This is a genomic window from Streptomyces capoamus (assembly GCF_014654935.1).
Classification (GTDB): domain Bacteria; phylum Actinomycetota; class Actinomycetes; order Streptomycetales; family Streptomycetaceae; genus Streptomyces; species Streptomyces capoamus.
In genome coordinates this window covers 104,484-113,444 of the sequence record NZ_BNBF01000002.1, presented here as the reverse complement: position 1 = coordinate 113,444, position 8,961 = coordinate 104,484, and the positions used below count along the sequence as shown (strand labels likewise).

General features: G+C 73.5%; 9 protein-coding genes. 5 read left to right on the top strand and 4 right to left on the bottom strand.

Annotation, left to right across the window (positions count from 1 at the left end):
• The coding region (locus IE312_RS38680; RefSeq protein WP_229899012.1) for a TetR/AcrR family transcriptional regulator C-terminal domain-containing protein at nt 1-408 on the top strand (408 nt) is incomplete at its 5' end.
• Nucleotides 409-469: 61 nt separating this feature from the next.
• On the opposite strand, the gene IE312_RS04025 is transcribed toward IE312_RS38680, so the two are convergent.
• Together IE312_RS04025 and IE312_RS04020 are read right to left on the bottom strand one after the other, a co-directional pair.
• Nucleotides 470-1,804, bottom strand: a complete 1,335-nt coding sequence (locus IE312_RS04025; RefSeq protein WP_189978447.1) for a polysialyltransferase family glycosyltransferase — start codon at nt 1,802-1,804, stop codon at nt 470-472.
• Nucleotides 1,801-2,778, bottom strand: coding sequence for a glycosyltransferase family 2 protein (locus tag IE312_RS04020; protein WP_189978445.1), 978 nt, complete (start codon nt 2,776-2,778; stop codon nt 1,801-1,803). The genes IE312_RS04025 and IE312_RS04020 overlap by 4 nt, the downstream gene beginning before the upstream one ends.
• 199 nt (nt 2,779-2,977) lie before the next feature.
• Here IE312_RS04020 and IE312_RS04015 point away from each other — a divergent pair, with 199 nt between their 5' ends.
• The 4 genes from IE312_RS04015 to IE312_RS04000 are packed head-to-tail and all read left to right on the top strand — an operon-like array spanning nt 2,978 to nt 7,844.
• A complete protein-coding gene (locus IE312_RS04015) occupies nt 2,978-4,297 on the top strand; it encodes a DUF6716 putative glycosyltransferase (RefSeq protein ID WP_189978443.1) in 1,320 nt (439 codons plus the stop codon).
• 23 nt (nt 4,298-4,320) lie between these two features.
• Nucleotides 4,321-5,550 carry an N-acylneuraminate cytidylyltransferase gene (locus IE312_RS04010; RefSeq protein WP_189978441.1) on the top strand — a complete coding sequence of 410 codons (1,230 nt, stop codon included), beginning with the start codon at nt 4,321-4,323 and terminating at the stop codon, nt 5,548-5,550.
• 12 nt (nt 5,551-5,562) lie between these two features.
• Nucleotides 5,563-6,501, top strand: a complete 939-nt coding sequence (locus tag IE312_RS04005; RefSeq protein ID WP_189978438.1) for an N-acetylneuraminate synthase family protein — start codon at nt 5,563-5,565, stop codon at nt 6,499-6,501.
• Between the two features lie 35 nt (nt 6,502-6,536).
• Nucleotides 6,537-7,844 carry a hypothetical protein gene (locus IE312_RS04000; protein WP_189978436.1) on the top strand — a complete coding sequence of 436 codons (1,308 nt, stop codon included), beginning with the start codon at nt 6,537-6,539 and terminating at the stop codon, nt 7,842-7,844.
• 19 nt (nt 7,845-7,863) lie between these two features.
• Here the strand turns inward: IE312_RS04000 and IE312_RS03995 are convergent, their stop codons facing one another.
• On the bottom strand, nt 7,864-8,073 hold the full coding sequence (locus IE312_RS03995) for a hypothetical protein (protein WP_189978433.1): 210 nt from the start codon (nt 8,071-8,073) through the stop codon (nt 7,864-7,866).
• Between the two features lie 141 nt (nt 8,074-8,214).
• On the bottom strand, nt 8,215-8,961 hold a 747-nt coding region (locus tag IE312_RS03990), incomplete at its 5' end, for a DUF2637 domain-containing protein (protein ID WP_229899010.1).

The following is an 8,961-nucleotide window of genomic DNA, read 5'->3' as shown; positions in this document are numbered from 1 at the left end:
GAGCGGCTGCTGAAGACCCACCGCGGGCTGCGGGGCGCGCTGCTCGGCTACCGAGACGGCGCCAAGGTGTTCAGCGGCTCACGCTTCACCGGCACCGACCACGCCCGCGAGCTGGAGGCGAACCTGCGGGTGCTCACCGGCGCCGGCCTCGGCCTCGCGCAGGCCGTCGACGCGGGCCGCACGGCGTACGCGTACACCATCGGCTTCGTCACCGAGGAACAGGGCGTACGGCCCCTGCCGGGGGAGCGCCGGGAGGGGTACGACGTCGAGGAACGCGCCCGGCGCCTGGCCGGTTTCCCGCTCGCCGCCGAGGCCGGGAAGCTGCTCTTCGACGACTACGACCGGCAGTTCGAGGAGGGACTGGCCCTGGTCGTCGCCGGCATCGGGGCGCGGTACGGGATCGGCTGAGGGGCGCCCGGCCCGGGCCCGGCGCCCCCCGCGTCACGGCTGAGCCGCTCGTCCGGCGGTGTCAGCGGCGCACCGCGTTGCGCAGGCTGCGCGCCTTGCGGGCGACCCGGCGGACCGTCGCGTTGCGCGGGATGAACGCCAGCTGGGCGGGCACCCCGCCGGGCAGCGCCAGCGCGGACAGGCGCCGGCGCTTGAAGTAGCGCAGGGTGCGCTGGTCCAGGTGGCGGGCGAGCCAGGTCTCGGCCTGCGGGCGCAGCCCCGGGTAAATCCTCGGCTGCATCGCGAAGCCCACCGCACGGACCAGCGCGCCGAGCGCCTCGGTGTCCATGCCCGGCCGTTGCTCGGCCACGGCCCGCCGGTCGGTCAGGTCGGGCAGCAACGCGTCGACGATCGTCACCGGGATCCGGTTGCTGTTCTCGTACGGCGCCAGCCGCTCCAGCAGCAGTTCGGTACCCACCCGGGCGACCGGGAGGCCGTACAGGGCGGACGCGGTCAGCAGGGCGGTGGAGAAGCAGCCGACGACCAGCGCGGGACGCATCCGCTGGTACAGCACCTCCGCGAGCACCGGGGTGTCCAGCACGGTCAGCCCGACCCCGAGCCGGTCGGCCGCCTGCTCCAGGGAGCGGGTGAACCGGGCCGGCGCGGACGGGTGCGGTTTGAACACCACCGTGGTGTGACCGAGGGCGGCCGCACCCTCCAGCATCCGGACGTGCAGTTGCTCCTCCTGCTCGGGGGTGAGGATGTCCAGCGCGGACAGGTACTGGCCGAGCAGCAGCGCGGGCTCCTGGAGTTCCGGCACCCCGTCGCCCGCCGGTGCCAGCTCGGCGAGGACCTTGGTGAAGGCGGGCGTCGGGACCAGTTCGCCGGGCACCCCGAACTCGGTGAGCAGCAGCGGCCGCAGACCCGGCACCAGGTCCAGGTGCAGCACCCGGTCGACCCGGGTGCCGACCAGCGGATCGAGCTTGCTGCGGGTGGGGCCGTAGCTCATCAGGCCGTCGGCGTAGACGGTGACCGGTGCGCCGGTGAAAATCTGCGCGAGCGCCAGCGACGGGTTCACCTGGATCGACTCGACGGCCAGCTCGACGTCGTCGGCGCCGAGCCGCCACTCGTGCCGCAGGTACCTTTCCCACAGCGGCAGGTCGTCGCCGCGGGGCGACCAGCCGCCCGGGTGGAACGGGAAGATCGCCTCGTTGTACGACAGCACGTCGTCGAACCGGTCCCGCAACCGCTCGAAACCCGGCATGGCGTCCAGCGCCGGCGAGGTCTCGGGGGTGGCCGCGTTGTTGCAGACCAGCAGGATCCGCCGGTCGGCCGGGCGGAAGCAGCCGGAGTCCAGGGCGGCGGCGAGCGTGGCCGTGCCGTACAGCGTCGACGCCTGGAAGATCTGGGTGGTCACGCGGCGGCCCCCGTGGTGGCGGGACGGCGGCGCAGCCGGCGCAGCCGGGTGGCGCGCTGGAGGTCCATGGAGTCCAGTGCCTCCTCCAGCACGTCCTGCGGCATGCGGCGCAGGGCCGCGGCGCTCAGGGACTTCAGTTGCTTCGCCACCGCCGGCTCGAACCTCTCGACGGAACCCAGGTGGTGGGCGATGATCGCGCAATAGGTGCGGACGGCCTTCGGCAGCAGGACGCCGGCCTCCCGGTCCGCCGCGGTCTCCGCGACGACCTGGTCGAACGCCCGGATGAAGTCCAGCTGCCGCACATCGCCGATCTGGGTGAGGGACGAGGCGACCCCGCGCCGGTAGAACACCCCGAGCAGGTTCACCGCGGCGAAGGACTCCGCCTCCCGGTGCAGCTTCCAGATCCACGGCCGGTCCTCGGCCGTGCGCAGCCCGTCGGTGAAGTGCAGCAGCCCCCGGTCCACCAGCCGCCGGTGGTACACGCCGGCCCACGCGTACGCGTAGTCCACCGAGGTGGACCGGTCGGCGGGCAGTATCGCCTCCCGCGGGTCCAGCACGGTGTTCCGCCGGCCCACCGGCACCCGGCGCACACTGCGCGACCGGGCGGTGCACTGCACATGGTCGGTGCGCAGGAAGTCGCAGCCCAGCTCCTCGATCGCGGCGAGCAGCCGGGGAAGGTAGCCGGGGGCGAGCCAGTCGTCGCCGTCCAGGAAGGTCAGGTACGTGCCGCGCGCCCGGTCGATACCGGTGTTGCGCGCGGTCGCCAGGCCCCCGTTCCGCTCGTGCCGGACCAGGACCGCACCCGGCAGCTCGCGTTCCGCACGCGTGAGAATCTCTGGCGTGCCGTCGCGGGAACAGTCGTCGACGAGAATGAATTCGAAGTCCTCACGCACGTTCGACTTCAGGCTCCTGAGGGTGTCGGGCGCGTATTGCTGCACGTTGTAGAACGGCACGATGACGGAGAGCTTGACCACGTCAAGGACGGTAGGACGTGGGCCCGGCATTCGTCTTGACGGCCTGTTGGATACCGGGTGAACGACGCATGGCGAAGCCGTGAACCAGGCTGTTCCGCACGCCGGTGACGGCCCGATTCCCCATTCGGTGATGTGCTGTTAACCGTTTGTTGCATTCCGGTTGGGCGGATCCTCGGAATGGCTTCCTAGCGTCATCGACGTGCCAGCAAGTGCAACGAATTCCCTGCGAGTTGCCGTCCTCGCCGACTCGGACACCCGGTGGAAGTGGGGCGCGCTCACCGCGCAGCGGCTCACCCCCCGGGCCGCCGGCGTCCGGCTCGACGGCTACCTGCTGCGGGGACGCGCCACCCCCACCGCCCGCCAGCTGCGGGAGGTCGGCGTCCGGGCGGACTCCCTGCGGGAGGTCACCGGCGTCGAGTTCCTGCGCGCGATGACCGAGGACCCCGACGGCCGGTACGACGTCCTCGTCCTCGCCCTCGTCGGCGGCGGTGTCCAGGCGATGCTGCACGGGCTGCGCGCCGCCTGGGGCCCCGGACCGCGCCCCGTGGTCGTCACCGGCTACGTCGGTGTCGTCTACGAGAAGCTCGCCGACGGGCTGCTGCTGCGGCACGGTGCGGACCTGGTCCTCGCCAACTCCCGCCACGACGCGGACCGGTTCCGGGCCGTGTACGAGGGGGTCGGCGCCGACGCCTCCGCGGTCACCGAGGTCGCGCTGCCCTTCCTCGGCGGTGCCCCCTACACCGGTGCACACGAGCCGTTCACGGTGGTGTTCGCCGCCCAGCCGTCGGTGCCCGACAACCGCCGGGACCGCGCCTACCTGCTGGGCCGGCTCGTCGAGCACGCCCGCAGGCACCCCGAGCGCGAAGTGCTGCTCAAACTGCGCTCCAAGCCCGGCGAGCACACCACCCACATCGAGGAACTGCCGTACCAGAAACTGGTCCAGGCCCAGGACCCGCCGGCCAACTTCCGCCTGGTGTACGGGCACATGGGCGAGGTCCTCGACCGCACCGACCTGCTGGTCACGGTCAGCTCCACCGCCGCCCTGGAAGCCCTGCACCGCCGTGTCCCCACCGCGGTCCTCACCGACCTCGGGGTGCGCGAGTCGCTCGGCAACCACCACTTCACCGGCTCCGGCTGTCTCGCCTCCTGGGACCAGCTCGACGCCGGGCACCGGCCGGTGCCGGACGAGGAGTGGCTGGCCCGGCAGGGCGTGGCGGCCGACGGGAGCTACGGCACCGCCTTCGACACCGCCCGCGAGCGCATCGCCGAGCTGCTGGACCGGCCGGGCGGCCTGCCGCCCCTCGACCCCTACTACACCTCCGAGACCGCGCCCGGCTACCTGCCCGGCATCCTCGCCCGCCACCACCTCGGCCCCGACGGCGCCCCGCTGCCCGGCGCACCCGCCGCCGACAGGGCGCCCGGCCCCGTCCGGCAGATCGTGCGCCGGGCCGCGCGCGGTGCCTACCGGCACGGCGTGCAGCGGGTCGCCCCCGTGATCCGGCGGATGGGCGAGCTGTGACCTCACTCCAAGGAGCAGATCCCATGTCCGACTCGCAAGCGGGCCCGGCCGCCCCGGTCCGCCGGGTGCTCGCGGTGATCCCCGCGCGCGGCGGCTCCAAGGGCGTGCCCGCGAAGAACCTCGCCCCCGTGGGCGGTGTCCCGCTGGTGGCCCGCGCGGTGCGCGAGTGCCGGGCGACCCGGCTGGTGACCGACGTCGTCGTCTCCACCGACGACCAGGCCATCGCCGCCGCCGCCCGGGAAGCCGGCGCCGAGGTCGTGCTGCGGCCCGCCGCCATCGCCGGGGACACCGCCACGTCCGAGGCCGCCGTCCTGCACGCCATGGACACCCACGAGACGCTGCACGGCGCCCGCGTCGACGTCGTCCTGCTCGTGCAGTGCACCAGCCCGTTCCTGCTCCGCGAGGACATAGACGGGGTCGTGTCGGCGGTGCTCGAAGACGGTGCGGACACCGCGCTCACGGTCGCACCCTTCCACGGTTTCGTCTGGCGGGAAGCGACCGGCGACCTCACCGCGGCCCACGGGGTCAACCATGACAAGTCCTATCGCCCGCGCCGCCAGGACCGGCCCCAGGACTTCCTGGAGACCGGCGCCGCCTACGCCATGGACGCGGCCGGGTTCCGCGAGCACCGCCACCGGTTCTTCGGCCGCACCGAGCTGGTGCGCACCGAGCCGGCCCGGGTGCTGGAGATCGACGACCCGCACGACCTGGCGCGGGCCCGGGCCCTCGCGCCCCTCTTCGACGCGGACCGCCCCGGTTCGCTGCCGACCGCGGACGACGTGGACGCGGTCGTCCTGGACTTCGACGGCACCCAGACCGACGACCGGGTGCTGATCGACTCCGACGGACGGGAGTTCGTCGCCGTGCACCGCGGCGACGGACTCGGCGTCGCGGCCCTCCGCAGGAGCGGCCTGAAGCTGCTGATCCTGTCCACGGAACAGAACCCGGTCGTCGCCGCCCGCGCACGGAAGCTACGGATCCCCGTGCTGCACGGCATCGACCGCAAGGACCTCGCGCTGAAGCAGTGGTGCGAGGAGCAGGGCATCGCGCCGGAGCGCGTGCTCTACGTCGGCAACGACGTCAACGACCTGCCGTGCTTCGCCCTCGTGGGCTGGCCCGTGGCGGTCGCGAGCGCCCACGACGTCGTACGCGGCGCCGCACGCGCGGTCACCACCGTCCCCGGCGGTGACGGCGCGATCCGAGAGATCGCCAGCTGGATCCTCGGCCCCTCTCTCGATTCCCTCCCCAAGTAAGGACACCCCCTGATGAGCACCGACTCCCGTCTGCGCACGTTCGGTTCCCGCGAGGTCGGCCCCGGCCGCCCGGTCTACATCTGCGGCGAGATCGGCATCAACCACAACGGTGAGCTGGAGAACGCCTTCAAGCTGATCGACGTGGCCGCCGAGGCCGGCTGTGACGCCGTCAAGTTCCAGAAGCGCACCCCGGAGATCTGCACCCCGCGCGACCAGTGGGACATCGAGCGCGACACTCCCTGGGGCCGCATGACGTACATCGACTACCGCCACCGGGTGGAGTTCGGCGAGGACGAGTACCGCCAGATCGACGCGTACTGCAAGGAGAAGGGGATCGCCTGGTTCGCCTCCCCGTGGGACACCGAGGCCGTCGCCTTCCTGGAGAAGTTCGACGTCCCCGCCCACAAGGTGGCGAGCGCCTCCCTGACCGACGACGAGCTGCTGCGCTCCCTGCGCGCCACGGGCCGTACGGTCATCCTCTCCACCGGCATGTCCACCCCGCGGCAGATCCGGCACGCGGTGGAGGTCCTGGGCAGCGACAACATCCTGATGTGCCACGCCACCTCGACGTACCCGGCGAAGGCCGACGAGCTGAACCTCCGCGTGATCAACACGCTGGAGAAGGAGTACCCGAACGTCCCGATCGGCTACTCCGGCCACGAGACGGGCCTGCAGACCACGCTGGCCGCGGTCGCGCTCGGCGCCACGTTCGTCGAGCGCCACATCACCCTCGACCGCGCCATGTGGGGCTCCGACCAGGCCGCGTCGGTGGAGCCGCAGGGCCTCACGCGCCTGGTCCGCGACATCCGCACCATCGAGGCCTCCCTCGGCGACGGCGTCAAGAAGGTCTACGACTCCGAGCTGGGCCCGATGAAGAAGCTGCGCCGTGTCGCCGGCGTCGTCGCCGAGGCGGAGATCGCCGCGGCGGCGGGCGAGCCGGTAGCGGTGTGAATCCAGGTCACTGACGACGGGACGGTCGTACGCCGATGAGCCCCCGCGCCGGCCAGGCCGGACACCCCGCCCGCACGCTCGCCTTCGTGGAGAGCCCGGTACAGCTGCTGAACGTACTGGAGTGGGCACACCTGCACGGCCTGCCCGACCACCCGCCGTCCCGCCCGGCCACCGGTGCCCCGGCCGGCGCGGGGCCGAACGGCACGGCCTCCGCATCCCCGCCGGCGGGCCCCGCGCCGGCCTTGCCCGAGGCCGGGCCCGTCCTGCCCGCACAGGCCGGCCCCGTGTCCGCGTGCGTGTCCGCCCCGCCCGCGCAGACCCGCGGGTCGACGGTCGGGGCGGCGGCGCGCGGTGCGGTGGCGGGCGGTGCCGTGGCGGGCGGGGCGGAGTTCACCGTCGTCGTGCTGGCCCCGACCGACCCCATGACCCGCGGCCAGCTGCGGCGCATGGCCGACCTGGCCCGGGACGAGGGGTACCGGGTGCGCTGGGAGGAGGCGCGGGGCGGTACCACCGCGCCCTTCCACACCATCGGCGGACTGGCCGGCCTGCTGCGCCGGGCCGGCCGGATCGTCATGGGCGACCCCTTCTCCCGCTACGTACAGCTGCTGCTGACCATCACCCGCGCCCGCGACCTGGTGGTCGTGGACGACGGCACGGCGACGATGGAGTTCGTCGCCCAGCTGGCCCGCGGCGAACGCCTGGTCCGCTGGCACCGCAAGGGCGGCCGGCCCGGCGCGCGGGACCTGCTGTTCGCACCGGTGTCCTCCTCCGCCCGCCGCCGGCTGACACCCAGCGGGGGCCGGCGGGTCGAGGTCTTCTCCTCCATGCCGGTGACGGAGACCCCGGAGGGCGTCACGGTCACCGCGAACGACTTCGCCTGGACCCGGGCCCGCTTCGGGCCGCCGCGCATCACCGACGGCGCGGACATGGTCGGCACCTCCCTGGTGGAGACGGGGGTCGTGGACGGCGAGCGCTACCTGGCGGCCGTCCGCGACCTGGCCAGGGCCCACGGCGTCACCCGCTACTTCGCCCACCGCCGCGAGAACACCGGGAAACTCCACCGCCTGGCGGTCGAGACCGGTCTGGAGATAGTCCGCCCGGACCTGCCCCTGGAGCTGATCGCCCGGCGCGGCCCCATCGGCCGTACCGTCCTCAGCTTCCCCTCCACGGTCGTCCACACCCTCCCGCTGGCCCTGGCCGGCACGGGTGTCCGGGTCGCGGTCTGCGACATCGACCCGGCCTGGCTCACGGCCACCGCCTCGCCCCGCGCCCAGGGCTTCCTGTCCGGGGTGACCGGCACCGCCCGCGACGTCCACCGGCTCACGGCGGTGGCCCCGGCCTGATCCGTGGGGAGGACACCCCCTAGATACCGTGCGCGGACGGGACGGTCTCGCAGCCGGCCGCGCACATCCAGAGCCGGAACGGCAGCCCGCGGTAGCGCACCTCGCCGAGCACCCGGCCGCTCGGTCCGAGGGGGAGACCGCAGACGGCGCAGTCGATGCCCATCTGCTGGCGGGGCCGGAGCCGGGCGACATCGGGCAGCAGCGGCGGCGCCGAGAGAAGGGTGTTCACGCGCCGCCCCCGGCCGTCCGGCCCCGAGTGGGCGGGCCGGCGGCTGCCCGGACCGGCGTACGGAAACTGCTCATCGATGGGGAACCTCCAGCTGTGCCGGGCGGAGCCGGACCCACGGACCAGCGGCGCCGACGGGAACGGTCAGGGACGGTCGCCGGGCCACCCGAAGCGACGCGGTTGCCCGGAGAGCCGGTCATGGTGCACCGGCCCCCCGGCCACCGCCTCCCCGGGGAAGTCCTCCCGGGGCTGGTCGCCGCTCGGGTACGGCGTGCCCTCCGGGGCCGCCACGATCTCCTCGGCGGCCGTCTTCTCGGCGGGCTGGGACCGGTGCCGCGGGAAGGTCCGCCGGGGCGGCCTGGTCAGGGTGACCTGACGCACCACCTGCTGGAAGCAGGCGAGGGAGGCGAGGCTCGGCAGGGCGGCGGCCACGGTGTCCACGATGTTCTTCGGTGCCTGCGCCACGCACAGCGCCATGGCGATGGCGGAGAACACCAGCAGGACGGACCAGGAGTGGAAGGCCCGGCGCTGGTGCAGCGCCGCCCGGAGGATGGACAGCGAGGCCACCAGCCAGGGGCCGAACACCAGGAGGGGCCACCAGGAGACCACGGTGCTCTCGGTCCGGGCCGCCGCGACGAAGCGCAGCGGGTCGTAGGCGATCAGGCCGCCGAAGATGCTCACGCCGGAGGCGATGACGGTCACGGCGGCGGCGATGAGGTAGCTGACGACGCGGATCCTGCCGGAGCGCTGCTTCTTGCGCTCCTTGCGGTGGCCCCGCGGAGCCGCCTTCACCGGGGGCAGTTCCGCCGTGAGTTCCACCAGGGCCTCGCGGGGCGTCATCGCCTCCGGAGGCAGGGGAGGTTCCTCGTTGCGCGCTCCCGGGAACCTCGT

Coding starts and splice junctions, on each gene's coding strand:
- IE312_RS04010 (WP_189978441.1), top strand. CDS start 4,321: ATGTCCGACTCGCAAGCGGGCCCGGCCGCCCCGGTCCGCCGGGTGCTC.
- IE312_RS04005 (WP_189978438.1), top strand. CDS start 5,563: ATGAGCACCGACTCCCGTCTGCGCACGTTCGGTTCCCGCGAGGTCGGC.
- IE312_RS04000 (WP_189978436.1), top strand. CDS start 6,537: ATGAGCCCCCGCGCCGGCCAGGCCGGACACCCCGCCCGCACGCTCGCC.